Source organism: Oceanisphaera profunda (assembly GCF_002157895.1).
In the GTDB taxonomy this organism is placed as follows: domain Bacteria; phylum Pseudomonadota; class Gammaproteobacteria; order Enterobacterales; family Aeromonadaceae; genus Oceanimonas; species Oceanimonas profunda.
The window spans coordinates 2,658,757-2,684,288 of sequence record NZ_CP021377.1; the positions used below are offsets into that span (position 1 = coordinate 2,658,757).

Annotated in this window: 25 protein-coding genes; 21 read left to right on the top strand and 4 right to left on the bottom strand. The window is 49.8% G+C overall.

What is annotated here, in order from left to right; genetic code table 11:
* Positions 1-219 precede the first annotated feature (219 nt).
* From CBP31_RS11740 to CBP31_RS11750, 3 genes are all read right to left on the bottom strand, one after another.
* Positions 220-654 carry a YqaA family protein gene (locus CBP31_RS11740; protein WP_087037476.1) on the bottom strand — a complete coding sequence of 145 codons (435 nt, stop codon included), beginning with the start codon at positions 652-654 and terminating at the stop codon, positions 220-222.
* 254 nt (positions 655-908) lie between these two features.
* The gene (locus tag CBP31_RS11745) at positions 909-1,256 is read right to left on the bottom strand and encodes a DUF2956 domain-containing protein (protein WP_087037478.1); all 348 of its coding nucleotides are present in this window, start codon (positions 1,254-1,256) and stop codon (positions 909-911) included.
* Positions 1,256-1,876 (bottom strand): molecular chaperone TorD family protein, encoded by a 621-nt coding sequence (locus tag CBP31_RS11750; RefSeq protein ID WP_087037481.1) that lies wholly within the window; start codon positions 1,874-1,876, stop codon positions 1,256-1,258. The genes CBP31_RS11745 and CBP31_RS11750 overlap by 1 nt, the downstream gene beginning before the upstream one ends.
* Before the next feature lie 278 nt (positions 1,877-2,154).
* Here CBP31_RS11750 and glyA point away from each other — a divergent pair, with 278 nt between their 5' ends.
* From glyA to CBP31_RS11805, 11 genes are all read left to right on the top strand, one after another.
* On the top strand, positions 2,155-3,408 hold the full coding sequence (gene glyA, locus CBP31_RS11755) for a serine hydroxymethyltransferase (RefSeq protein ID WP_087037483.1): 1,254 nt from the start codon (positions 2,155-2,157) through the stop codon (positions 3,406-3,408).
* A 212-nt stretch (positions 3,409-3,620) separates the two neighbouring features.
* Positions 3,621-4,070, top strand: coding sequence for a transcriptional regulator NrdR (gene nrdR / locus CBP31_RS11760; RefSeq protein ID WP_087037486.1), 450 nt, complete (start codon positions 3,621-3,623; stop codon positions 4,068-4,070).
* Positions 4,071-5,372 carry a bifunctional diaminohydroxyphosphoribosylaminopyrimidine deaminase/5-amino-6-(5-phosphoribosylamino)uracil reductase RibD gene (ribD, locus tag CBP31_RS11765; protein ID WP_265414955.1) on the top strand — a complete coding sequence of 434 codons (1,302 nt, stop codon included), beginning with the start codon at positions 4,071-4,073 and terminating at the stop codon, positions 5,370-5,372.
* A gap of 218 nt (positions 5,373-5,590) precedes the next feature.
* A complete protein-coding gene (ribBA, locus tag CBP31_RS11770; protein WP_087037490.1) occupies positions 5,591-6,700 on the top strand; it encodes a bifunctional 3,4-dihydroxy-2-butanone-4-phosphate synthase/GTP cyclohydrolase II in 1,110 nt (369 codons plus the stop codon).
* Positions 6,701-6,828: 128 nt separating this feature from the next.
* On the top strand, positions 6,829-8,832 hold the full coding sequence (gene siaA / locus CBP31_RS11775) for a biofilm regulation protein phosphatase SiaA (RefSeq protein WP_087037493.1): 2,004 nt from the start codon (positions 6,829-6,831) through the stop codon (positions 8,830-8,832).
* A gap of 10 nt (positions 8,833-8,842) precedes the next feature.
* Positions 8,843-9,385, top strand: a complete 543-nt coding sequence (gene siaB / locus CBP31_RS11780) for a biofilm regulation protein kinase SiaB (RefSeq protein WP_087037495.1) — start codon at positions 8,843-8,845, stop codon at positions 9,383-9,385.
* Positions 9,382-9,783, top strand: a complete 402-nt coding sequence (gene siaC, locus CBP31_RS11785; RefSeq protein ID WP_087037497.1) for a biofilm regulation phosphoprotein SiaC — start codon at positions 9,382-9,384, stop codon at positions 9,781-9,783. The genes siaB and siaC overlap by 4 nt, the downstream gene beginning before the upstream one ends.
* Positions 9,776-10,555, top strand: coding sequence for a biofilm regulation diguanylate cyclase SiaD (gene siaD / locus CBP31_RS11790; protein WP_087037499.1), 780 nt, complete (start codon positions 9,776-9,778; stop codon positions 10,553-10,555). Before siaC ends, siaD begins: the two co-directional genes overlap by 8 nt.
* Before the next feature lie 30 nt (positions 10,556-10,585).
* Positions 10,586-11,260, top strand: a complete 675-nt coding sequence (locus tag CBP31_RS11795) for an alpha/beta hydrolase (protein WP_087037501.1) — start codon at positions 10,586-10,588, stop codon at positions 11,258-11,260.
* Between the two features lie 423 nt (positions 11,261-11,683).
* Positions 11,684-12,028, top strand: coding sequence for a HopJ type III effector protein (locus CBP31_RS11800; protein WP_087037503.1), 345 nt, complete (start codon positions 11,684-11,686; stop codon positions 12,026-12,028).
* A gap of 59 nt (positions 12,029-12,087) precedes the next feature.
* The gene (locus CBP31_RS11805) at positions 12,088-13,116 is read left to right on the top strand and encodes a DUF808 domain-containing protein (RefSeq protein WP_087037505.1); all 1,029 of its coding nucleotides are present in this window, start codon (positions 12,088-12,090) and stop codon (positions 13,114-13,116) included.
* Positions 13,117-13,141: 25 nt separating this feature from the next.
* On the opposite strand, the gene CBP31_RS11810 is transcribed toward CBP31_RS11805, so the two are convergent.
* Positions 13,142-14,038 carry a DMT family transporter gene (locus tag CBP31_RS11810; RefSeq protein WP_087037507.1) on the bottom strand — a complete coding sequence of 299 codons (897 nt, stop codon included), beginning with the start codon at positions 14,036-14,038 and terminating at the stop codon, positions 13,142-13,144.
* 400 nt (positions 14,039-14,438) lie between these two features.
* On the opposite strand from CBP31_RS11810, the gene CBP31_RS11815 reads away from it, so the two are divergent.
* From CBP31_RS11815 to CBP31_RS11860, 10 genes are all read left to right on the top strand, one after another.
* A complete protein-coding gene (locus CBP31_RS11815) occupies positions 14,439-15,386 on the top strand; it encodes a mechanosensitive ion channel family protein (protein WP_087037509.1) in 948 nt (315 codons plus the stop codon).
* Between the two features lie 106 nt (positions 15,387-15,492).
* Positions 15,493-15,960: a 6,7-dimethyl-8-ribityllumazine synthase gene (ribH, locus tag CBP31_RS11820; RefSeq protein WP_087037512.1), complete on the top strand. Its 468-nt coding sequence runs from the start codon at positions 15,493-15,495 to the stop codon at positions 15,958-15,960.
* Positions 15,961-15,973: 13 nt separating this feature from the next.
* The gene (gene nusB, locus CBP31_RS11825) at positions 15,974-16,384 is read left to right on the top strand and encodes a transcription antitermination factor NusB (RefSeq protein ID WP_087037514.1); all 411 of its coding nucleotides are present in this window, start codon (positions 15,974-15,976) and stop codon (positions 16,382-16,384) included.
* Between the two features lie 48 nt (positions 16,385-16,432).
* Positions 16,433-17,398 carry a thiamine-phosphate kinase gene (gene thiL, locus CBP31_RS11830; protein WP_087037516.1) on the top strand — a complete coding sequence of 322 codons (966 nt, stop codon included), beginning with the start codon at positions 16,433-16,435 and terminating at the stop codon, positions 17,396-17,398.
* Positions 17,399-17,740: 342 nt separating this feature from the next.
* Positions 17,741-18,220: a phosphatidylglycerophosphatase A family protein gene (locus tag CBP31_RS11835; protein ID WP_087037519.1), complete on the top strand. Its 480-nt coding sequence runs from the start codon at positions 17,741-17,743 to the stop codon at positions 18,218-18,220.
* A 263-nt stretch (positions 18,221-18,483) separates the two neighbouring features.
* A complete protein-coding gene (locus CBP31_RS11840; RefSeq protein WP_087037521.1) occupies positions 18,484-20,223 on the top strand; it encodes a dipeptide ABC transporter ATP-binding protein in 1,740 nt (579 codons plus the stop codon).
* A gap of 63 nt (positions 20,224-20,286) precedes the next feature.
* On the top strand, positions 20,287-21,843 hold the full coding sequence (locus tag CBP31_RS11845; protein WP_087037523.1) for an ABC transporter substrate-binding protein: 1,557 nt from the start codon (positions 20,287-20,289) through the stop codon (positions 21,841-21,843).
* Between the two features lie 136 nt (positions 21,844-21,979).
* Positions 21,980-22,954, top strand: coding sequence for an ABC transporter permease (locus CBP31_RS11850; protein WP_087037525.1), 975 nt, complete (start codon positions 21,980-21,982; stop codon positions 22,952-22,954).
* A 4-nt stretch (positions 22,955-22,958) separates the two neighbouring features.
* Entirely contained in the window at positions 22,959-23,894 is a 936-nt protein-coding gene (locus tag CBP31_RS11855; RefSeq protein WP_087037527.1) for an ABC transporter permease, read from the top strand.
* Positions 23,895-24,120: 226 nt separating this feature from the next.
* Complete coding sequence (locus CBP31_RS11860) at positions 24,121-25,488, top strand: hypothetical protein (protein ID WP_087037530.1); 1,368 nt, start codon at positions 24,121-24,123, stop codon at positions 25,486-25,488.
* The last annotated feature ends 44 nt before the right edge of the window (positions 25,489-25,532 follow it).

Consider the following 25,532-nt stretch of genomic DNA (forward strand, 5'->3'; position numbering starts at 1 on the left):
GGTGTGGTAACCCATAACCCCTAGGGTGTAACTGATGCTAATAGATATGATTAACTTATGTGTAACAAGGTGACGCAGATACCGGCATCACTCAATTAGACTTTTGGCTAGCCAGCGGCTAGTCGAGCTTCCTTTCTAACATATTCTGGCTGGTTTGTGAGTGCCTTGTATGATGAATCAGCCTTAACTGTTTACTATTTGTAGCTGGGAGTGAGGCCTTTATGACAATAAAAAACGCTCGGCAAAGTAGATAACTATCCCATAGCGCACCGCCTTACCGATAAAGACCAGCAGCGTAAACGGCAGTAAGCGCACCTTCATCATGCCGGCAATCAAGGTGAGCGGGTCGCCCACCACCGGCAGCCAAGACAGCAATAAACTCCAGATGCCAAAGCGCTGAAAGCCCGCTTGGGCTTTGTGCAGTTGTTTTTCTTTAATGGGAAACCAGCGCTTATGCTGATAATGCAATAGGTATTTGCCCAGCCACCAATTAATGACGCCGCCCAGCGTATTGCCGACACTGGCCAACAGCCATAACAGCAGCAATGCATCGGGCTGGCGCGTGAGTACTGCGGCTAATACGACTTCGGAATAAAACGGCGCTATGGTGGCGGCCAGCAGGCTGCTACTAAAAACGATTAAATAATCCAACATCACAAGACAGTCACCAATAGAGCAGGGAATAAATGCGGGGATAGCCGTACGTTAAACGCCGTACGTACAGATAAACGGCGGTGTGCGGGATTAGCTTGGTGCTGTCCTTAAGCCGTCTTCCTGATGCACATCAGGATCTCGTTTTAACTCTTAAAGCATAAAAACGAGATCCTGAAACGAGTTCAGGATGACGGCCAAGAGCCAAGGAAACAAGCTGTGGGGTGTTGTTTTAGCTCGGCGCTTAGCGCTCGGCGCTATGTTTTCCAATAAAACACCGCAAAGCCTATCCAGCTCAATACCAACAACGCCCAGGGCAACCAAGTGCCGCGTGTGTTTGTTGCTAGCGGCTCGTCGTCAAAATCGTACTCTGTATCTAGCTCAGTAGACTCGGCGCGTTGGCGCTGCTTTTTTGCTTTGTCGGCGGCACGCGCTCGGGCTTTTTGCTGCTTCTTATATTCGTCTATGCCTTTTTGCACGCCCTGGGCAATTAAGCGGGTTTGCTCTTTGGTTTGGCCAGGCTTTTGTGTGGCCTTAGCCACGCGCTCGGCTTCTTCGACAGTTTCGGGGGACGGGCGAGTTTTCGTACGTTTGGGCTGTTTCATTAAGGTGCCACATTATTCAAATAATGAATATCCATGCTAAACACCGCTAATAACAATTGAGTAGCACTGCGGTAAAAACCAAAGGGATCGTTATTGGCACAGGCCTCGGTTAGCTCAGGTAACCAAGTGAGCATCAGCTCATTGGCCAACTCGCGTTGTTGGTCGAGCAGGCCAATAAGCTGTTCGTCGCTTTGCGCTTGTGTGGCAGCCAACGCTAGGCTTGCCATCATTTCTAGCTGATTGCAGACATTGAGCGGGTCATCATCTTTGAGTTGCGTACCATGCTGATGCAATAAGATGCTCATTAAAAACAGCGACTCTTGATCAGGCTGACTATAGGAAGACGTGTCGAGTAAGGCTTGCTCCACAAACAACCGTTGATAATGGCTATTTAGATCCTGTACAGGTTTGGCCAGCTCTAATATCAACTCGGCTTGGTGGCGAAAAGCTTCAACCGCATCACGCAAAGGGTCCAGCGTGGCCAAGCTATTTAAGAAAGCGTGCATGTCGTAGCCGCCAAATTCTTGCAGCTCGTCCGTGGTCAAGGGCGCCGACAAAAGTGCAGTAAACCAATGATAAAGCTCGGCGCGGCGTTGTGAAGTGACGATGAAATCTTGCATATTCTCCCCAAGGATGGCGGCGATGAGGCGCACACATCGATTAGCTCGGCTAAAAGCCTCCATTCTATCGGCTTTATCGTGCAGATCTACCCTGAAAGTACAGTAGTTACGGGCAAGTAGGCGCTGACTTACTGGTCAGCTTTAATGGAATTTTTAACGTAAAGATAAATAAGTCAGACTAACCCGCCGTCAAGGACTAGGCCGTAACTCAGCTAAAGGGTAAACTGACGGGAAAATTTAACAGAACCTTTTATATCCCCCATGAGTCAGGAGAGACAATGTTAAAGCGTGACATGAATATCGCCGATTACGATCCGCAGTTGTGGCAAGCCATGTGCGATGAAACTCAGCGTCAAGAAGAGCACATTGAGTTAATCGCATCAGAAAACTACACCAGCCCGCGAGTAATGGAAGCGCAGGGTTCACAGCTTACCAATAAATACGCCGAAGGCTACCCAGGTAAGCGCTTCTACGGCGGCTGTGAATATGTAGATATTGCCGAGCAGTTGGCCATTGATCGCGCTAAAGAATTGTTTGGTGCTACCTATGCTAACGTACAGCCACACTCTGGCTCACAAGCAAACTCAGCGGTATTTATGGCGTTGGTTAAGCCAGGCGACACCGTTATGGGCATGAACTTGGCGCACGGTGGTCACTTGACTCACGGCTCTCCTGCCAACTTCTCAGGAAAAATGTATAACATTATTCCTTACGGCATCAACGAAGCCGGCGTTATCGACTACGAAGAAATGGAACGCCTAGCAGTTGAGCACAAGCCGAAGATGATCATCGGTGGCTTCTCTGCGTTCTCTGGCATCGTTGATTGGGCGCGTATGCGTGAAATCGCCGATAAGATTGGCGCTTGGTTTATGGTCGACATGGCCCACGTTGCCGGCTTAATCGCGACTGGTCACTACCCAAGCCCCATTGCCCACGCCCACGTGGTGACGACTACCACCCATAAAACGCTGGCTGGCCCGCGCGGTGGTTTGATTTTATCTGCCGAAAACGACGAAGATCTGGAAAAGAAGCTGAACTCAGCGGTATTCCCAGGTGGCCAAGGCGGCCCCTTGATGCACGTGATCGCCGGTAAAGCCGTGGCCTTTAAAGAAGCCATGGAGCCTGAATTCAAAGTATACCAAGGCCAAGTATTGAAAAATGCCCAAGCCATGGCTGATGAGTTCATCAAGCGCGGTTATAAAGTGGTATCAGGCGGCACGCACAACCACTTGTTCTTGTTAGATTTGATCGACAAAGACATTACCGGTAAAGAGGCAGATGCCGCTCTGGGCAAGGCCTTTATCACAGTTAACAAAAACTCAGTACCTAACGACCCCCGCTCACCGTTTGTGACCTCAGGTATTCGTATTGGTACGCCAGCTGTAACGCGTCGTGGTTTTAACGAAGCCGACGTACGCCAGTTAGCCGGCTGGATTTGTGATGTGTTAGACAACATCAACGATGATACCGTTATCGCATCAGTGAAAGAGCAGGTTCAAGAAATCTGTCGCCGTCACCCTGTTTATGCTTAATCGCTAAGCGAGAGACATAAGCTAGATGCTGACAAAAAACGGGACCCTAGGGTCCCGTTTTTATTTGGTGCCGAAGAAAGCGCCCAGCGCCAAGGATAACAAAGAGCAGTGCCTTATTTTAGCTAGGTGCTTAGCGCTTGGCGCTGCTTTACTGGCAATCTTAAGTCTGCTTATTTACACTGACCTCAATGAATTTAGCCTAGGGAGGCGCTATGCATTGTCCCTTCTGTCATACCACAGACACTAAGGTGATTGACTCGCGTCTGGTGGGTGAAGGTCTACAGGTGCGCCGTCGGCGAGAGTGCCATGCCTGTAAAGAGCGCTTTACCACTTTTGAAACCGCTGAGTTGGTGATGCCGCGCATTATTAAAAATAACGGTATTCGCGAGCCTTTTAATGAAGCAAAACTAGAAGCAGGTATGCAGCGGGCGTTAGAAAAACGTCCGGTGAGCATAGAGGCCATCGAGCAGTCGGTGCTGCGTATTATGTCGCAACTGCGCGCCACCGGTGAGCGAGAAGTAAAATCGGAGTTGATCGGCAATCTAGTCATGGAAGAATTAAAGCTGCTGGATAAAGTGGCCTATATTCGGTTTGCCTCTGTGTATCGCTGCTTTGAAGATTTACGCGAGTTTGGTGAAGAAATCGCCCGCCTGGAGCAATAAGTGTTTAACTCTCAATTCAACTCTCAGTCCGGCTCTCAGCTCGGCTCTTTATTTAATTCTCAAGATGCCCACTGGATGGCCCGCGCCTTAGAATTAGCGCGCCGCGGCCGTTTTACCGCCAGCCCCAATCCTGCGGTGGGCTGTGTGATTGTAAAAAAAGATCAACTGGTCGGCCAAGACCTACTGATTGGCGAAGGCTTTCATCGTCAAGCCGGCGGCCCTCATGCCGAAGTGTTTGCTCTGCGCCAAGCCGGTAGCGCAGCTAAAGGCGCCACTGCCTATGTGACGCTGGAACCTTGTGCACATACGGGCCGCACACCGCCGTGCGCGCAAGCACTGATTGATGCGGGCGTGGCTCGAGTAGTGGTGGCAAGCCTTGATGCTAATCCGCAAGTATCAGGTAAAGGCATTGCCATGTTGCAGGCCGCAGGCATTGATGCAGAATCGGGCTTAATGGCGGTGGAGGCCGAGGCCATTAATGCGGGCTTTATGCAGCGTATGCGCAGCGGTGTGCCCTTGGTGACCGTCAAGTTAGCGGCCAGCCTTGATGGCCGTACCGCCTTGGCTAATGGCCAAAGTAAGTGGATTACAGGGGCGGCGGCGCGGCGCGATGTACAGCGCCACCGAGCCTTGAGTTGCGCCATTTTATCCGGTGCCGATACGGTATTGGTGGATAATGCCAGCCTCAATGTGCGCTGGTCTGAGTTGCCAGAGTCGGTGCAGGCACAATACGGTGAGTATATGTTGCCTGGCTCTCTGTCTAATTCTCTGCCTAATTCTCTACCTGACTCTCTGTCTGATTCTCTAGCAAATAAATCATCAACCGAGCCGCCAGCAAGTGAGCCACAGTCACAGTTGCGCCAACCGCTGCGGGTGATTATCGATACCCGTAACCGGTTAACACCTGATCTTAAGTTATTCAGCTTGCCCGGCCCTATTTTATTATTGCGAGATCATGCAACGAGCGAATTTAACGAACAAGTAGAAGAATGCGTGTTGCCGTTAACCGAGGCGGGCAAATTGGACTTGCAAGCCTTAATGGTTGAGTTGGGCAAACGGCAAATTAATCAGTTATGGGTAGAAGCGGGCGCGCAATTATGTGGTGCCTTATTGCAGGCGCAGTTAGTGGATGAGCTGGTGTTATATCAAGCCCCTAAGCTAATGGGCAACGGCGCTCGCGGCTTGTTTAACTTCGCCAGTTTTACCGCTATGGAGCAGGTGATTAACTTGCAATGGCAAGACGTGCGCCAAGTAGGCGAAGATATTAAGCTTACCGCGCGCATTGTTCGTGCTAATTGTTAACTACTAATTATTAACCATTCGTTGTTCACAGTGAGTCGTTAATGGCGCCAATAGTGACGGGATTTATGGCTCTAAAATCCGCAGTTTTTAGCCACTATGCGCTTTGCTTAACAGTAACCCACGGGCGTTAGCATTATGATGCGCCCAAACAGTCTACAACATGAGTGGCCTGCAGATATTTGAGTGGCCGCTCAGTGATTTATATAAGGGAGCATCCCATGGCGTTAAGCAGTACCCAAGAAATCATCGACGATATTCGACAGGGCAAAATGGTCATCTTAATGGATGACGAAGACCGCGAAAACGAAGGCGACTTGATCATGGCCTCGCACCATGTGCGCCCCGACGACATTAACTTTATGGCCAAATATGGCCGTGGACTAATTTGTTTGACTCTAACTGAAGCCCGTTGTCGCCAGTTAAATATTCCGCAAATGGTGAGTCGCAATACCGAGCAGTTTTCTACCGCCTTTACGGTATCCATTGAGGCAGCAGTTGGCGTAACCACCGGTATTTCTGCCGCCGACCGCGCGCGCACCGTGCAAGCGGCGGTGGCTCCCGATGCCAAACCCTCTGACTTAGTGCAGCCTGGGCATATTTTCCCGCTCAAAGCGCAAAACGGTGGCGTATTAACCCGTGCTGGCCATACGGAAGCGGGCTGTGATTTAGCGCGCTTGGCGGGTTTAGAGGCATCGTCGGTGATCGTCGAGATCCTCAATGAAGATGGCACCATGGCTCGTCGCCCTGATTTAGAGATCTTTGCAAAAGAGCACGACATTAAGCTTGGCACCATTGCCGATTTAATCGAATACCGTAATCAAAATGAAACCACCATAGAGCAGGTGGCGCGCTGCAAACTGCCCACCGAATTTGGCGAGTTTGAATTGGTCACCTTCAGAGACACCATCGATAACCAAGTGCACTTTGCGCTGAAAAAAGGCGACATTAAGCCAGAACTGCCCACCTTAGTACGAGTGCACATTCACGATGTGTTTACCGATATTCTAATGACCGACCGTCACTCGGCACGCACTTGGCCATTAGGTAAGTCTATGCAGCGCATTGCTGATGAAGGCGGCGTGTTGGTGATTTTAGGCCAAGACCAAGCGCAAGATCAGCTGTTGTCTTTGGTGCGCCAATTTGAGGCGGTCGACAAGGGCGAGCAGGCAGAAGCGCCCAAGTGGCGAGGTACTTCACGCCGCGTGGGTGTGGGCTCGCAGATCTTACAGGCCATGGGTGTGGGCAAGATGAAATTATTAAGCTCACCTAAGCGCTACCATGCCTTATCGGGCTTTGGTCTTGAGGTGGTGGAATACATCACCGACTAAAATATTGTGCCATTAAAGCCCACAATTATAGTGGGCTTTTTTTACTGGATATAATTGAATTTTGCCCTGTTAACGGCAACAATAAGCACTTTTTAGCATGTAATCGCAACACTTAGGCAAGGACGCCAATGGCAATTTGGGGAAAGGGACTTCGAGCAAAATCGATGTGGGCATTAGTGATAGTCTGCTTAGTCGCATTGATACCCGCCGTCGCCATTGGTTGGCAAATTATGACCGGTGTGCAAGCGCATTTTAGTCAAGCCTATGCTCGCAATTTTACTCAGCTTAATCGGCAAAGCATCTTAGTGCCTCTGTCTCGGGATTTGGCACTGGCACGGCGTTTTTCTGATTCGGTGTTAATGCGTGAATGGTTAAAGAATGAAAATGATCCCCTGTATAAAGAAAAGCTGTTTTTAGAAAGCCAAGGTTTTATGGATGACTTTAGTAGTCATTCATTTTTTGTGGTGAGTGCTCAGTCGGGTAATTATTATTATCGAGATCTAAATTCGACTAATAACGTAGCGCCAGAATATACGCTCTCCGCTAGTAATCCTGATGATGATTGGTTTTATAATGTAGTAGCCAGTGATCAAAAAATTAATATTAACGTTAATCGTGATACTCGGTTAAAAACCACCCGAGTTTGGCTTAATATCCTGATTAAAGAGCAGGGCAAGGTGCTGGGCTTAGCGGGGACCGGTATCGACTTAACCCATTTTATTGATGACTTTATTGCCACGGATGAGCGGGGAGTTACGCCCATGATCATCGATGAGCAAGGCGCGTTTCAGGCTCACCCCAATATAGATAATGTGGCCATTGGCTCTGCCACCGGTACTGATGCCAAGCTCCGTACAATTACCGCCCAGCTGGATGAGGCAGAGATACCACGCTTGCAGGCATTGATGGCTAGCGCCAAAAGTACCCCTGAACAAGTCAGCCTAGATTGGTTCACCATGAATGGTCGCCGCCAATTAGTGGCCATCGGTTTTATACCCGAGTTAAATTGGTATGTGATCACCGCCATCGATCCTAATACAGCTCAAGTAGTGGAAGTCAGCTGGTTAACGACCTCGTTATTGGCCTTTATTGCGCTACTCACTATCTTATTATTGGCATTAGCCTATGCCATCGAGCGTTTAATACTGGCTCCATTACGACGGCTGCAAAGCTCTGCTACTGCAATTGCTGAAGGGGATTATCATCTCTCATTGCCTGCCTCTTCTGGGGATGAAATTGGTGACCTTAGTACGGCTTTTGGCGTGATGGCGAATAAAGTACAGGCGCATACTGAGGAGTTAGAGCATAAAGTACGTAGCCGTACCTTTGAGTTGGAAGCCGCCAATAAACAGATGCAGCAAGCGCGCTTACAAATTAATGCGTCCATTGATTATGCCAGTTTGATACAAAAAGCCATTTTGCCGGATCAGCAGCTCACGCAAATGCTGGGTGAGCAGCACTTTGTGTTGTGGCAGCCTAGAGATGTGGTAGGCGGGGACTTTTATCTGTTTCATCCCGCAGAGCAAGGGCGCTTTTTAGTGGGAGTGGTGGACTGTGCCGGGCATGGCGTAGCGGGGGCGTTAATGACCATGCTGGCACGTGCAGCTCTGGATCATGCCATTAATGAGTGCGGTATTACGTCGCCTGCGGCTATTTTACAGTCGGCAGATAAAATACTGCGCGGTATGCTGCAAGATTGTGAGCTGCCTCGAGGGTTGGCTACCAATATGGATGTGGGCTTGGCTTGTGTGTTACCGGATCAAGAGAAATTAGTATTTGCTGGCGCCAAAATGTCGCTCTATCACAGTGATGGTGAACACATAGATGAAATTAAAGGCAGTCGTCGTACCTTGCTCGACCGACGCGCCGCAGAGTTTATCGATACCTATTTACCCCTGCAGCCGCAGCGCACCTATTATTTAGCCACCGACGGCTACTTGGATCAGGCGGGGGGAGAAAAAGGATTTGGTTTAGGAAGTAGTCATTTTTGTGAGTTATTAAGAACTCATGCCGCGCTACCGTTACCCAAACAGGCACAGGGGCTTAAGCAGGCATTAGATGACTATAAAGGAAGCTATCCACAGCGAGACGATATCACTCTACTCGCGTTTAAAGTTGATTTGTCTGCATAGGGATTTTGCAATGTCATCAATAGATCTATTGTCTATTAGAGAGCAGTTTAATAAGAATCAGATCTTACTGTGTTTCAATGGACCTATTTCTCGAGGTTTGATCGAAGAAATAGGGAAAGCGTTAAAAAACTATCTACGTGAAGATAATGCGCTGCCCAGTGCCGCCATGGACGTGTTTGGAGTCTATATCGAACTCACACAAAACATTCGTCACTATGCCACGCACAAGGGCTATAGCGAGCTGGAAGGCTCAGCAACGGTAGTGGTAGCCAGAACCGTGGACGGTCATTATCAAGTATTGGCCGGTAACCAAGTTGAGCTGGCTGACGGTCAAGCGGTCTGTCGTGATGTTGAGCGGTTGGCTGAGATGGATAAAGCCGAGCTAAAGCAAGCCTATAAAACACAATTGCGCCAGCCCCGTGCCGAGAATAGTCACAGTGGAGCCGGCTTGGGGCTATTGGATGTAGCCCGTAAATCATCACAGCCTATCATCACCAAATTAGTCGAAATGGGTGACGGGCGCGGTTTCTTCAGTGTGTTGGCGGTAATATGAATACAAACATAAAACAGGATTTAGCCTCACTCAATATTACAGGTAGCCAGTCTACGCCTACCATAGTGTGTGATACGAATAGCGGCGTGATGAGCATGCAGGGCGACTCTTATCCAGAAAATTCATTTGAATTTTTTGCGGAGATTATTACCTGGGTTGAAGACTTCCTCAAACAATCTCCCTTACCGCTGCGCCTAGACCTGCATCTGATCTACATGAATACCAGTAGCGTGAAAGCCATGATGGATATCTTTGATATGTTAGAGGCTGCATTCGTGACAGATCGCCAAGTGAGTGTGCGTTGGTATTATGATCCGGCCAACGAGCGCGTGGTTGAATTGGCCGAAGAATTCAAAGAAGACTGTACCTTCCCTTTTGATATTGAGCCTCATGACTAACTCATTAACGGATACCGAACTGGACCGCTTACTGCAAGCGCCAGAACATCAAGATAATCCTTTACTGCCGGCGCTCAAGTTATTAAGAAAGCGAGAGCAAGCGCACCAGCAGCGCTTGGAGCGTTTGCTACGCATTTCTGACTGCAGTGATGATTTAGCTCGAACGCAAACTCATGAACTACTCCACCAATATGATAAACAGCTCCGTCGTTTAGAAAAAATCACCCGCATCTCCGATCGTTATCAACAGAATTTATTGGAGCTTAATGAAGAGCTCAAAGAAGTGGCCTTACACGACCCGTTAACGGGATTGGCGAATCGTCGTTTATTGATGTCGCGGTTGCATGAAGAAATAGAGCGCAGTCGGCGACACCTGCAACCTTTGAGCGTGGTGATGCTAGATGTGGATCATTTTAAGCGCATTAACGATGTGTTTGGTCATGATGTGGGTGATAAAGCCTTATGCATGATGGCTAAGGCCATTGAGCAGCAATTGCGTGAGGTAGATCTTTGCGCACGCTGGGGCGGGGAAGAATTTATGTTACTGTTGCCAGAGACGCGCTCAGAACAAGCCATTCATACGGTAGAAAGGGTGATGCAGGCCATACGTTCACTGCAGTTGCGGGATGATAAAACGGTCTCGTTAAGTATTAGTGCCGGTATCACGCAATATCATGCCAATGAAGCCATGGATGTCACTATCAATCGTGCCGACGGCGCCTTGATTTCAGCGAAGCAGAATGGCCGAGATCAATGGCAATGGGCCAAATAAGCTAATAATTATCAAAAGGACACCGCATAAATGACACTGAATGCCATTATCAAAGACACCGCAGCCGATCCCGATGCCTGCGTTATCTGGTTACATGGTCTGGGTGCCAACGGCCATGACTTTGAGCCAATAGTGCCGGAGCTGGGCTTGCCAGCGAACAGCGCGATTCGTTTCATCTTCCCTCATGCGCCGCAAATAGCAGTAACGGTAAACGGTGGTCATCGCATGCCTGCTTGGTATGACATTATGGCCATGAACATAGAGCGTGAAGTGGATGAGCGTCAATTACGCGTGTCTGCCCGCGCCATTCAAGCACTTATTGAGCAGCAAATAGCCTTGGGTATCGACAGCCGCCGCATTATTTTAGCGGGCTTTTCTCAAGGGGGGGCCGTGGCCTATGAGGCAGCATTAAGCTTTGATAAACCCTTAGGCGGCTTAGTCGCTATGTCGACCTATTTGGCCACCGCCGACAGTTTAGAACGCCATGCGGCAAATGCGGCCTTGCCGATTCAGGTATTACACGGCACCCGCGATGCGGTGGTGCCAGAATTACTGGGCACCCGTGCGTGTCAGCAGCTTAAATTGTGGGGCTATACGCCACAGTTCCATAATTACAATATGGAGCACAGCGTGTGCGGTGCCGAAATTACCGATATCAGCCGTTTCTTCAGCCAGTGTTTAGGGCTTAAAAGCGGTGAAGAGTAAAAAGTGAAGGGGCGAGCCAAACAAAAAGCGGTGTTTAGCTTGATGCCGTCATCCTGACGAAAGTCAGGATCTTGCTGCAGATCTTAGTGACTAAAACCTTATCTGCAACGGAAGCCGCAGCTCTTTATTTATGAGAAGCACTGAACAATAAAGATCAGGTCTGAAAGGGATCTTAATGGTAAAGGACAGACACCAGAGCCTAGACGAGGAGAGTCCTTACCATAAATAAGCCCTTAGGCACTTTTCGATCTTATCTCATCTTAATTTTTCCGTGTTCTTCCGTGTATTCCGTGGCAAAGATCCCTAATCTTTATCGCTCCTTGTTAAGCTGGGAGCTTGGCGCCGGGCTGTCATGCCGGGCTTGATCCGGTATCGGCGCTGTTTTCCCCTCACACTTCACATTACTTAACAACAAGGAATCCCATGACTGAACAAGACTTGCTCGACGCGCTACAAAACCAGCCAGAACAACTGAGCTTTGCCGATACGCTAGCGGTGATTGACGGCGCTTATAACTTTACGCCCACCGCCTTTACTAATGGTGAGTTAGAAAATGCAGCGGGAGAAAATAATGGCTCCTGCAAGATTTTTGCCTTTGGCCAATTACATCAGCTAAGTGCAGAGCAAGCGGTGGCGGCTTTTGGCGAACATTATCGGGGTGTATTGGCAGATCCGACTGGACAAGGGCACCAAAATATCCGTAACTTCATTAAACAGGGCTGGGCCGGGATCCACTATCAAGGGCAGCCATTAGCACGTAAAGTTTAGGCATTAAGGCTTAGTTTAGGCCTTAAGTTAAGTCCTAAACCCAGCATAAGGAACTCCCTATGGCCGGCGTTAGCTTATTGATGTTGCTTGATGATATTGCCAGTTTACTGGATGACGTTTCGCTCATGACCAAGATGGCAGCCAGAAAAGCGGCCAGCGTATTAGGAGATGATTTAGCGCTGAATGCTGAGCAAGTGTCAGGGGTGAGGGCGGATCGGGAGTTGCCGGTAGTGTGGGCGGTGGCCAAAGGATCCATGCTTAATAAAGTCATTTTAGTGCCGTCGGCCTTGGCGATTAGCGCCTTTATCCCTTGGGCCATAGTGCCGCTGTTAATGTTGGGCGGCATCTATTTATGTTACGAAGGCGCCGAAAAGCTGGTGCATTCTTATCTTCATAAAAAGGCACTATCTACCTCTTCCGCTAGCGCTGTTCAAAGTGAGCCCCTCGCTAGCACTGAGCGCTTGGTAGCAGCACCCTCTTTAGCCGTATCGCACTCTTCAAAAGCACCTCACTCTCCAGAAGTACGACATCCAGACGCCAAGCTAGATCCTAATATGGATGTGCAGACTTATGAGCTGGGTAAAATAAAAGGCGCGATTCGTACCGATTTTGTGTTGTCAGCAGAAATTATTGTGATCACCTTAGGCATAGTGTCAGATGCGCCTTTTATGCAGCAGGTGATGGTATTGGCCGGTATTGCACTGGGCATGACCATAAGTGTGTATGGCTTGGTGGCCGGCATCGTTAAGCTTGACGATTTGGGCTTGTATCTCACCAAAAAAGGCGGGGCGTGGGAAAAGCCAGGGCTAGCCATACTGGCCGCTTGCCCTTATTTAATGCGTGGTTTGTCGATAGTAGGCACCATTGCCATGTTTTTGGTGGGGGGCGGTATTTTAGTGCACGGCCTTGCTTGGTTGGAGCATTGGGTAGCCGCTGCTGCTGCGCTTACCCACGGGTTGCCGGCCATCGGGAATGTGTTAGCTTGGCTAACCCCGTTATTGCTGCATATGGTGATCGGCCTAGCTGCGGGTTTGCTGGTGGTCGGGTTATTTAAGGTGAAAGAGTTGTTTATGCCCAGCGCGCAATAAAACCCGTGACTTAAAGGCTATCTCGTCAAAATCTCGTTAAACCTGCTTTACGGCTGCGATACCAAGCAAGGAGGTTGCGGCTGCGATAGCTGAGCAGTGCCAATAAAATGAGCGTGCAGCCTAAAATTTTCGGTAACGGCATCGGCTCTTGATACCAAAACACGCTGATCAACACCGTCCAAATTGGCTCCAACATCATGATCAAAGCCGCATTGGCGATGGGGCTGTATTTTTGACCCATGCTTTGTAGCACAAATCGAAAAGAGGTGGCGAGCAAGACACTGGCGCTAAACCAGACCCAAGTAATGGGCGCTATGCTGCTGGGCCATTGTTCAAAGCTGGCGGAATACAATAAGTGCATCACACCGGTCACGGCCAGTTGAATACAGGTGAGCGCCATAGGGTCGATGCGCCGAGCAAAGCGGCTGTTTAAGTTAAAATACAACGCCAGCGACAGTGAGGCGAGTAAGAACAACAGCTGACTGAGCGATAAGCTAAGGCCGTTTTCCATGGTCAGTAAAAATAAGCCCACTAAGGCGATAGGCAAGGCTATCCAAAATTGGCGCAAGGGCCGCTCTTTAAAGAGCAGCCAAGCAAAGGGCGGCACCATCAGCATGGCCAAGCTCATAATAAAGGCGCCTTCACCTATGCCTTCACTGTGAGAAATAGCTTGGATCCAGAAGATAAGATTTAAGGTCATCACCAAGCCAATAGCGGCGGCTTTGAGTAATAGCTCAGGAGAGGTGTTGACTAATTTGCGATAGCAAAAGGGCAGTAGCAGTAGGGCTGCCAGCAAAAAGCGCCAACCCACGAACCCCGCCGGTGGCAAGCCGATGATTGCCTCTTTTGAAAACAGCCAGCCAGCAGACGCCAACAGGGTAGCCGCTAAAATCAATAAATCACCACGCCGTTCTGGCTGCATACTTCACCTTCATCTGCTGTTTTAAAAAGCACACATTAATAACAACACTCTTGTTAACATAAATCCTACCGTCAACAAAGTGTTCTGCTACTAAAGTAGCAGGGCACCGTTACTATCCATCAGGAGTGACGCCATTCTACAGCAGGAGCGTGGGTTTTATCGTGCTCCAGCCTTACTTTCTGTTATTTCACACACTGGGTATTTTTTACGGGCTTAGACAGTGCGCGCGGGCATGACTGAGCGAGCCGTGCTGAGTAAAGATAGCGACGCCGAAGCTCGCTTTTGTAACTACGCTATTAAGATAAGTGCAGTTAAGGACAAGGTTGAAGCCATTGGCTGAGCAGCAAGCGCTTAACAGGACTAGATTAGCAGCGATAGACAAATCGCACAGGAGGCATAAATGGCAGAAGACACCGCATCGAGCACCGCCAATGAGGCCAGCTCAAAGCAAGATGTCGCGCAAGAGGTTGATTTAGACTTTGGCGTGGCCTTAGAGCGGATCGATTCTTGGGTAGATGGCAGTATTCGCTTGTTGCCCAATCTGTTGGTGGCCTTGGTTTTACTGTTGATTTTTTATGGCATTGGTCTGTTGGTGCGGCGCGTTATTTTACGCCAAACCCACACCCGGGGGCGCGATAACCTAGGTGACGTGCTGGGTGGTTTTGTAAAGTGGCTTATTTTTTTAATGGGTTTTTTATTGGCGGCCACCATTGTTATTCCCAGCCTCAAACCCGGTGATTTAATAGCCGGCTTAGGGGTCAGCTCGGTGGCCATTGGTTTTGCCTTTAAAGATATTTTACAAAACTGGCTGGCAGGCTTGTTGATTTTATTGCGCCAGCCCTTTGATATTAACGACCAAATAGAAGTGAACGGCCAAGAGGGCACGGTGCAACGCATTGAAACCCGCGCCACCATTATTAAAACCTACGATGGCCAACGCATCGTGATCCCCAATAGTGATATCTATACGCAGGCGGTGCGGGTGATCACCGCCCATGAGTTTAGACGCAGCCAATACGACGTGGGTATTGGCTATGAAGATGACTTGGATAAAGCCTGTGCCTTATTGATAGCGGCGGTGTCACAAGTGGCCGAGGTAGAGCAAGCTCCCGCAGCCGAGGCGCTGCCGTGGGATCTGGCGGCCAGTTGGGTGACGATTCGGGTGCGTTGGTGGACGCGCAGCCACAAGGCGGATGTGACGCAAGTGCACGCACAGGTGATCAGAACTATTAAGCATACCCTTGAAAAAGCTGAGATCAGCATGCCCGGAGATACGGTGCTGTGCCAGTTGCAAGATCTCTTTGGTGAAGAGGAATTTACTGAGGAAGAGCCCGAAGCGCGCCATTAGTAATTATGTCTCTAAACAACAGATGTTTGATAGCAATCATCTAATGACTTTTGTCACCCTCAGGTTGTGCTAGAATGTGCGCACTTTTGTCAGAGCAGAGGTTTCCATGAAGGTAATCGAAGGGCTAATGGCCGCTCCTAAAGCCAAGGTGGCGATCGTGGTCGCGCGCTTTAATAACTTTATTAACGACAGCTTAGTCAATGGCGCGCTTGATGTATTAATACGTCAAGGCCAAGTAAAAGATGAGAATATCACCCTGGTAAAAGTACCGGGTGCGATTGAAATGCCTTTGGTGTGTAAAAAGTTGGCCAAAACTGGCAACTACGACGCCATAGTGGCGCTGGGTTGCGTGATCCGTGGTGGCACTTACCACTTCGATTTGGTCGCTAATCAAAACAGCGCCAGCATGGCCAATGTGATGATGGACTTTGAAGTGCCCATCGCCTTTGGCGTGCTGACCACCGAAAATATTGAACAAGCCATAGAGCGCGCTGGTACCAAGGCGGGCAACAAGGGCGCAGAGGCCGCCCTCAGCGCACTTGAAATGATTAACGTCCTGCAACAGCTGGACTAATAGGAGTACTGCATTGAAACCGTCTGAACGCCGTAAGGCCCGCCGTCTCGCTATCCAAGGCATTTACCAATGGCAAATGACCAAGGATAACGTGGCCGATATTGCCCAGCAGTTTGCGCTGGAACAGGACATCAAAGGGGTGGACATGGATTATTTCCGTGACCTGCTGTTTGGCGTTTCTGTGCACACCAAAGAGCTGGATGCGGTTTATTCACCTTATCTTTCACGCCCCCTGGCGGACTTGGACATGGTCGATAAAGCGGTATTGCGCTTAGCCACTTACGAGCTAACACGACGTGAAGATGTGCCTTATCGGGTAGTCATCAACGAAGCCATTGAGCTGGCCAAGGCGTTTGCCGCCGAAGAAAGCCATCGTTTCGTGAACGGCGTGCTTGATAAAGTCATCAAGCAGTTAAAAAAATAACAATAAGCACGGGAAAAAAGCCAGCCACTCGCTGGCTTTTCATTTTCTATGAATGAATTCGATATTATTAAGCATTACTTCACCAAAGCCAGCCATCGTAAAGATGTGATCATGGGCCCCGGCGACGATTGTGCGCTCTTACAAGTGCCCGCTAATACACTATTGGCGGTGAGCACGGATACGCTAGTCAGTGGCGTGCATTTTTTTGCCGACATGGATCCCACCGCGCTCGGCCACAAAGCCTTAGCGGTAAATTTATCAGACTTAGCCGCCATGGGTGCCGACCCTTGCTGGGTGTCGCTGGCGATAACCTTGCCGGAAGTTGACGAGGTTTGGATCAAGCAATTTTGCGCCGGCTTTTTTGAACTGTCCGAATATTACAACGTGGCGCTAGTGGGCGGCGACACCACCAAAGGTCCGTTGTCGATTACCGTGACCGTACACGGCACACTGCCGCTGGGTAAAGGCTTACTGCGCTCGGGTGCTCAAGTGGGCGATGGTATCTATGTGACCGGAACTTTAGGTGATGCGGCGCTGGGTTTACAGCAGGCACTGGGCAATATTCAAGTGCCCAAAGCACATCAAGAATTTGTGCGTAATAAATTTGAGTACCCGCACCCGCGAATTTTAGTGGGCCAAGCACTGCGCGATATTGCGACCAGTGCGCTGGACTTATCCGATGGTTTAGCGGGGGATTTGGCACATATTTGCCGCGCATCAGGTTTGCGCGCGCAAATAGAAGTGGACCAATTACCGCTCAGTGACGCCATGCAAGCCTCTATCAGTCAAGAGCAAGGTTGGGAGCTGGCACTGACGGGGGGCGATGATTACGAGTTATGCTTTACGGTATCTGAACTGCACCGTGGTCAGTTAGAAACGGCATTGAGCCACTGCGGCGTTAAGTTTACCCGCATAGGTCGCATGTTTTCTGGTGAGCCAAACGTAGAGCTGGTGCACGAAGGCAAGCCCTACCAAATCGTAAATCAAAGCTGGGATCACTTTCGTAAGGTGTGAAAGAGGGGTAGCGCCGAGCACCAAGCGCCCGGCGCCAAGCTACTGCTAAGATCTAACCCTTTCTCGCAACGGAATCCACGGAAGGACACGGAAAAATAGAGAACAAATCTGAAAGTTTTTTATTGATAGATTTCAAGCTATGGCTTTTACCAATAAAGTCTCAGGTCTTTTTCGATCTTATATCAGCTTAATTTTTCTGCGAATTCCGTGTTCTTCCGTGGCGAGAAAATCTTTGGCTCTTTGTTAAGCTGGGTGCTTGGCGCCGGGCGCTCGGCGCTGGTTTTCCCCCTTACTCTTCGCCCTTCACATTCATGTAAGGAATACTTCAATGAGAAAGCCAGAATGAGAAAACCAGAGCTCGCTAAGTTAAAACTGTCGAATCCGTTGCACTTTTTGGCACTGGGTTTTGGCAGTGGCTTAAGTCCGATTATGCCTGGCACCATGGGTACCATTGCCGCTATTCCTTTGTATCTGTTGATACAAGGGTTGGCGGCGCCGTGGTATATCGCCATTTTGGTGGTGGGTTTTATTGCCGGTATTTGGATTTGTAATGCGGCCACCGAGGCTATCGGCCAGCCAGATCATGGCGCCATTGTGTGGGATGAAGTGATCGGCTTTGGTATTACCATGTTTGCGGCACCTGCAGGAGCGGTGTGGATACTGATAGGCTTCGTGCTGTTTCGGTTTTTCGATATTCTCAAACCTTGGCCTATTCGCTGGTTTGACCGACGCATACACGGCGGCTTTGGTATTATGCTCGATGACGTGATCGCCGGTTTATTTGCCTTGGGTTGTTTGCAACTGCTGGCCAAGTATTTTTAAGGCGCAGCCTTACGCTATACGCCGTACACCATAAGTTAAAGAGCAACACCGTTTTTGATTTAAGTGTGCGGCGCATGGCGTTTTTCTCGTTCTTTACCTCTATCTTCACACCTCTCGCCTCACACTCCCCTGTTTTTAACGTTGAGTTTTCGTAAGCAAAGCAACAAGATAGGCGCACTTACTCTATGATGACTTCGCCTACTTTTAGCCACTAGATGCCAGCGGCTAAAAGTAGGCGCGAGAAGCAGACTCTGAGGATAGCCATGTCGCTGTTAGAAGTGAAACACCTAAGAATTGAATATCCCTCTCGCCATGGCGTGATGGCGGCAATTGACGACCTGTCTTTTCATATTGAGCGCGGCGAAATTCTTGGGGTAGTGGGGGAGTCTGGGGCGGGTAAGTCCACCATCGGCAACGCCATTATTGACTTGCTAAGCCCGCCTGGGCGCATTGCCAGTGGCGAGGTCTATCTCGATAAAGAGCGTATTTCTGGACTCACCTCACGGCAGATGCGCGGCATTCGGGGCCAGCGCATTGGGTTTATCTTTCAAGATCCCATGACCTCGCTTAATCCGCTATTCACGGTAGAGGCGCAAATGGTGGAAACCCTGCTTGCCAATACTAAAACCACCCGCGCCGCAGCGCTGAAAAAGTCCATTTCGTTATTGGATGCGGTGGGCATCCCGCAACCTGAGCTGCGCATTAAGCAGTATCCCCATCAATTTTCCGGTGGTATGCGCCAACGGGTGGTGATCGCCATTGCGCTCTCTTGCGATCCGGAATTGATCATTGCCGACGAGCCCACCACGGCGCTGGATGTATCGATTCAAGACCAAATTTTGACGCTGATCCGCACCTTGTGCAAAGAGCGCAATGTGGGCTGCATGCTGGTGACCCATGATATGGGAGTGGTGTCGAACGTGACTGATAGAGTGGCGGTCATGTATCAAGGTCGGCTGATGGAGATTGGCCCTACCGACAAAGTACTGCAGACCCCGGCTCATGATTACACTAAGAGTTTGATTTCTGCGGTGCCGCGCTCGGATGTAAAGCTGCATCGGTTTCCCTTGGTGTCCTACATTGAACAAGCCACCGAAAAAGCGCACTTAGACTTAAAAACCCACTGGCTGGGCCAAAGCCAAGATCAGCGCGCCTTTACCGGCCCTTTGTTGCGCGTAGAGCAGTGCAAACTGCGCTTTATCACCAAAAACTCTTTGTTTGAGTCGGGCCGCCAATATGTGCAGGCGGTCAATGATGTGAGCTTTGAAATTTATGAAGGCGAAACCTTTGGCTTAGTGGGCGAGTCAGGTTCGGGCAAGTCGACCATAGCGCGCGCCATTACCGGCTTATATCCGCCAGATAGCGGCAAGATTTGGTTTGAAGGCATAGATCTTACGGCCATTAAGAGCGAAAAGGCGCGTCGGCCCTTGCGTCGGCAAATGCAGATGGTGTTTCAAAACCCGTATTCGTCGTTAAACCCACGGATGCGAGTGGCGGATATTATAGCTGAGCCGATCCGCTTTCATAAACTGGCTGATAATGAAGCCCAAGTGCGCAGCATAGTGCGCGACTTACTGGATTATGTGGGCTTAGAGCGCGCAGCTGGCGTTAAATTTCCTCATGAATTTTCTGGCGGGCAACGCCAGCGGATCTCTATTGCGCGTGCTTTGGCGACACGACCAAGATTACTGATTTGCGATGAGCCTACTTCGGCGCTAGATGTGTCGGTGCAGGCGCAAATTTTAAATCTATTGAAAGACTTACAAGACGAACTCAAGTTAACCTTGCTGTTTATTAGTCATGACTTGCCGGTGATCCGTCAAATGTGTGATCGTATAGGCGTGATGCAAAAGGGCCGTTTGTTAGAAGTGGCCGAAACGGAACAACTTTTTACCCATGCCAGTGACCCTTATAGTCGCTCGCTAATAGGCTTGATGCCGGAATTTAAAGGCATGTCACGAGCAGGCTTAGATATTTCCGCTATTAGCCCTGGTCAACCCTAAATCTCAATGGCCTTAACTATTAAAGCAAAGGCTTAATTGAATGTTACATGAACGGAGTGTTTCATGAAAAATGGACTCAATAAGGTAACGGCGGCCATGATCGCCGCAGGATTGGCATTCAGTGTGCAAGCGGCAGATATCACCATTGCCTATGATGCTGACCCGATTTCGATGGACCCGCACGAGCAACTCTCCGGCGCCACCATGGAAATGTCGCACTTGTTGTTTGATCCCTTAGTGCGTTGGACCAAAGACTTTGACACTGAGCCGCGCTTGGCCGAAAAGTGGGAACGTCGCGATGAAAACACCGTGCGCTTTTATTTGCGCAAAGGGGTGAAGTTTCACAGCGGCAATGACTTTACCGCCGACGATGTGGTGTGGACCTTTGAGCGCTTAAAAGCCTCGGCAGACTTTAAAGCCATTTTTGACTCCTTTAGTGCCGCCAGCAAAGTGGACGAACACACGGTCGACATTGTCACCCGCGGGCCTTACCCGTTAGTGCTGAATACCATGACCTTTTTGCTGCCTATGGACTCTAAGTTTTACAGTGGCAAAGGCGAAGACGGCCAAGATAAGGCAGAGATCGTGAAGCATGGCAGCTCGTTTGCCTCGACTCACACCTCAGGCACTGGGCCCTTTACGCTTAAATCGCGCCAACAAGGCGTGAAAGTGGAATATGAGCGTAATGCCGATTACTGGGATAAAAAATCGCCCGGCAACGTGCAACAGCTGACCTTAGTGCCGATTAAAGAAGATGCCACACGAGTAGCAGCGCTGTTAGCCGGTGACGTGGACTTTATTAAGCCGGTGTCACCGAACGACCATAACCGCGTGAAGTCTGCCTCAGGGGTAAAATTAATTACCCAATCGGGCACGCGCATTATTAGTATGCAGATGAACCAAGAACGCTTTGCGCCCTTTAAGGATGTGCGGGTGCGTCAAGCGGTGAACTACGCCATTAATCAAGACGGCATAGTACAGCGCATTATGCGCGGCTTTGGCACTACTGCATCACAACAAACACCGGCCGCGTATTTGGGGCATAACCCAGATTTAAAGCCTCGTTATGATGTGGAAAAAGCCAAGCAGTTAATGGCGGACGCCGGCTATAAAGACGGCTTTAAGATCACCATGATCGCGCCCAATAACCGTTACGTGAATGACTTTAGAATTGCCGAAGCGGTAAAAGCTATGCTGGCGCGCATTAATATCGATGTGGACTTAAAAACCATGCCGGTGGCCCAGTATTGGCCGGAGTTCGATAAGTGTAACGCCGATATGCTGATGATTGGCTGGCAGTCCGATACGGAAGATGCAGCTAACTTCTCTGAATTTTTAACCATGACTCGCAACGAAGAAACCGGTCGTGGCCAATATAACTGCGGTCATTATTCAAACCCTGCGTTAGACGAGCTGATTGACTCGGCTAATCTGGAAACTAATCCAGAAAAACGCGGCACCATGCTGCAACAAGCCGAGAAAATCCTCTATGACGATGCAGCCTTCGTGCCTTTGCATTGGCAAGACCTAGCCTGGGGTGCGCGCGAAAATGTAATGGCCGAGCCCATCGTCAACGCCATGGACTTCCCCTACTTAGGTGATTTAGTGATCAAAGATTAAAGACTTTCTCGCCACGGAACTAACAATATAGCGCCCGGCGCCCAGCACCAGGCGCCCAGCTAAAAGAAGACGGAGCTCTTTGTGTTTCTTGGTGCTGGGCTCTGGGCGCCGGGCGCTTTTTTTATTGGAATAAATAATGTTAACTTTCTTATTGAAACGGCTATTCCAAGTGATAGTGGTGATGTTTGTTATCAGCTTGGTGGCGTTTTCGATTCAGGATAATTTAGGCGATCCGCTGCGCGAATTAGTGGGTCAGTCGGTCTCTGAGGAGGTGCGTGACCAAATGCGCACCGACTTAGGCTTAAACGATCCTTTTATAGTGAAGTACGGCCGTTTCGTGGGCAGTGCGCTACAAGGAGATTTTGGCACCTCGTATGTCTATAAACAGCCGACCCTAGAAGTGATCTTCGAAAAGCTGCCGGCCACGCTGGAGCTGGTGTTGTGTGCCAGTGTGCTGATTATTGGCTTGAGTATTCCACTGGGCGTGTATTGCGCCATTAAGCCGCGGGCCTTTTTTTCGCGCCTGATCATGAGCGTGAGTATTATCGGTATCTCGGTGCCGGTATTTTTAACCGCTATCTTGTTGATGTACGTGTTTTCCATCGAGCTGGGCTGGCTGCCCGCTTATGGGCGTGGCGTGCTCACTAGCCCCTTGGGGTGGGAGTCGGGGTTATTTAATTGGCAGGGATTTCGCAATCTTATTCTGCCAAGCATAGCGCTGTCATCCATTATGTTGCCGCTGTTTATTCGCCTAGTGCGCTCAGAAATGCTGGAACAGCTCAGTGCTGAATACGTTAAGTTTGCCTGGTCAAAAGGGCTAAATAAGCATCGTATTTGGTTTTTGCACGCCCTTAAAAATACCTTGCTGCCTTTGATTACCGTGGGCGGGGTGCAAATCGGCACCATGGTGGCCTACACCATTTTAACGGAGACGGTGTTTCAGTGGCCGGGCATAGGCTTATTGTTCTTGGATGCCATTAACCGTGTGGATACGCCGTTGATCACCACTTATGTGATTTTTGTCGGCTTCATCTTCGTGTTGACCAATACCTTAGTGGATTTAATTTACGGCCTGATCAACCCCACCGTAAACCTAGCGGCAAAGGGATAATAAGATGAACTCAGTAGCCAACTTAGGCCCTTGGGCACGCTTTAAGCAGTCGGATTTTATCTATCACTTTCGCCGCGACAAGGTGGCCATGGTGAGTTTCGCGGTGTTTGTGGCCTTCTTAATCGCCGCCTTCTTCTCGCCGCTGCTCGCCCCCCATAACCCTTACGACCTTGCGACTATTGATATTTTAGACTCAGAGCTGCCGCCATCTTGGTTAGATATGGGAGATGCGCGCTTTTGGTTAGGCACGGATGTACAAGGTCGCGATATCTTTAGCACTATTTTATACGGCTCACGAGTGTCATTGATGATCGGCCTCGGTGCGGTGGCGCTACAGTTGCTAATTGGCATTATCGTTGGCTTGTCTGCGGGCTACTTTGGCGGACGGCTCGATAATTTATTGATGCGCTTTGCCGACGTGCAATTATCGTTTTCCACCATGATGGTGGCGATTATCGTGTCGGCGGTGTTTCAAGCGACATTAGGGGCGGAGTTTTACGGCCAATACGCGGTGTTAATGCTGGTGGTGATTATTGGCCTAGCCGAGTGGCCCCAATATGCGCGCACCATCAGAGCCACGGTATTAGCGGAAAAGAAAAAAGAATACGTAGAGGCGGCACAGGTGATGGGCTTTAAGTCGGGACGCATTATGTTTCGCCATATTTTGCCCAACTGCTTATCGCCCATTTTAGTGATCTCTACCGTACAAGTGGCCAACGCCATTATGAGCGAGGCGGCGCTGTCGTTTTTAGGCTTAGGCATGCCGGTGGATCAACCCTCGTTAGGTTCACTAATCAGCATGGGCTTTAGCTATATCTTCTCCGGCTCTTGGTGGATCACAGCCTTTCCCGGCATGTACTTAGTGGTGCTGGTATTAGTCATCAACCTACTCGGCGACTGGCTGCGTGATGTGTTTAATCCCAAGCTTTATAAGGGGTAAAACCTAAGCGCCGAGCTCCAAGCGACCAGCTTGAGACAGACTGTATTTTGTTGGGTTTAGATTTATTGTCAGCGTTTGATGTTTTGCTACGCAAAACCAGCCGGCTAAAGCGGGCTTCTACAACATAATCGTATTTGTTTAAGCTCGTGCTGCAGTTGGCTTGAATTAGTCATGTTTAGCTTGGTGCTGGGCGCCGGGCGCTCGGCGCTGTATTTAAGGACTTCCCTTGCTCGCTTATTTTTTTATTGCTCGCCGCCCGCTGGCGGGGCTGTTGATTTTACTTGGCATGCTGCTGGTGAGTGCCAACTTAATGGGGCTGCCCATTGCTGTGAGTGGGGCGGGGTTGGCTTATTGGTTGGCCGCGGCCTTATTGTGGCCGGGATTGTCATCGCGTAATCGCCTGCAAGCGGGGTTATTGCTGTTAGTGGGGGTGAGCTGCTTAATGGTGAGTATTGGCTTAGGCGGTGAGTTTGAATGGTCACGCTTGCTGAGCAGTAACGTCAGTATTTTATCTATGTTAGTGGCGGTGAGCTTTTTAAGTTTGGTGAGTCGGCCTGCTAATGAGCAAGATAAGCCGTTGCCGCAGGGGCGGGGCGCCTTGGCCTCTACGTTGGCGGCCATCCATGTATTTGGCGCCGTAATTAACTTATCGTCGGTGTTTATTATCGGTGACCGCTTGGCACAACGCGTTCGGCTTAGCCGTGAGCAGTCTATCGTCTTGGTGCGCGGATTTAGCGCCGCGGCTTTGTGGTCACCGTTTTTTGCCGCCATGGGGGTGGCCTTGAGTGTGGCACCTAACGCGAAATTAACTCAATTATGGCTGGTGAGCATACCGCTGGCGGGCTTAGCGTTGGGGCTGACTTATTGGCAATTAGCGCGCCAGCCTAAGACTGATGCCTCGCTAGCTATTGAGTCTGAGCCTTCTTCAAATCATACCTATCCAAAGGCGCCCGTCGCAGATTTTGTCGGCTATCCGCTGCACTTGAGTGCCTTGTTGTTGCCCTCGTTACTGGCCATATCGGTACTGCTGCTGCATAAACTGCTGCCTGATCTGTCTATTTTGGCGATCATTACTCTGCTGGCGCCGCTGTTTAGTCTCAGCCTAGTGCTGCTCAAGCGTGGTTCGCCTTATAGCGCGATTAAACAGTTAGTGAACGGGCGTTTGCCACAAATGGGTAACGAACTGGCGCTGTTTTTGGCAGCGGGCATCTTGGCCTATGGCTTGGAGAGTGTGCTGCTTAGCGCCAATTGGCAGTTGCCATTCAGCCACTTTGGGCCCTTGGCCGCCAGTGTCACTTATGTATGTACCGTACTGCTGGCTTTACTCGGCATTCACCCTATTGTCTGTATCGCTTTGGCCGCGAGTTTGTGGTCGCCACTCAACCCGGATCACACCTTGCTGTCTTTGGTGTTTCTGTCTTCTTGGGCTCTCGGCACGGCCACCGGCCCTTTATCGGGTATTAATCTGGCCTTTCAAGGCCGCTATGGTGTGGACTCGTTTGCCTTAATGCGTTGGAATTTAAGCTATTTAGGCCTGATGTCGCTGTTGGTGATCGCGGGTATCTATCTGTTAGCGGCGCAACTAGGCATATAAGTAATGCCGCGGAACTAACATGGATTGTTTTGTCGTAGGCTTTT